Raw genomic sequence first — 280 nt, 5'->3', positions numbered from 1 at the left:
CGCTTCAAACGGGTAGCCGCTTCATTTAGCTTCGCAACGCTGGAGCCCTTTGCGGAGCCCAGTGTGGAATAAGACAGCAGTCCGACTCTTGGCTCAAAGCCGAACTGACGAACGGTATGAGCGGTCTGCAGCGTGATTTCAACCAGATCATCTGCACTCGGATCGATATTGATGGACCAGTCTCCCATAACCAGATTTTCTTCGCCATCCTTCATCAGAATAACGCAGCTGGAAACGATGGAGTTCCCCGGTCTTGTCTTAATCAGCTGCAATGCAGGAC

The 280-nt window shown here is 51.8% G+C and carries 1 protein-coding gene; it reads right to left on the bottom strand.

Translation table 11 applies throughout. The annotated features are described in order from the left end of the window. Window positions 1-280 (bottom strand): phosphate acyltransferase (locus NE665_RS24410; protein WP_256302772.1); only part of this gene is annotated, 280 nt, incomplete at both ends.

The sequence above is a fragment of the Clostridium sp. DFI.1.208 genome, from assembly GCF_024463855.1.
Taxonomy (GTDB): Bacteria; Bacillota_I; Bacilli_A; order Erysipelotrichales; family Erysipelotrichaceae; genus Clostridium_AQ.
Note: the sequence above shows the minus strand (reverse complement) of the source record. Positions and strands in the feature narration are given on the sequence as shown.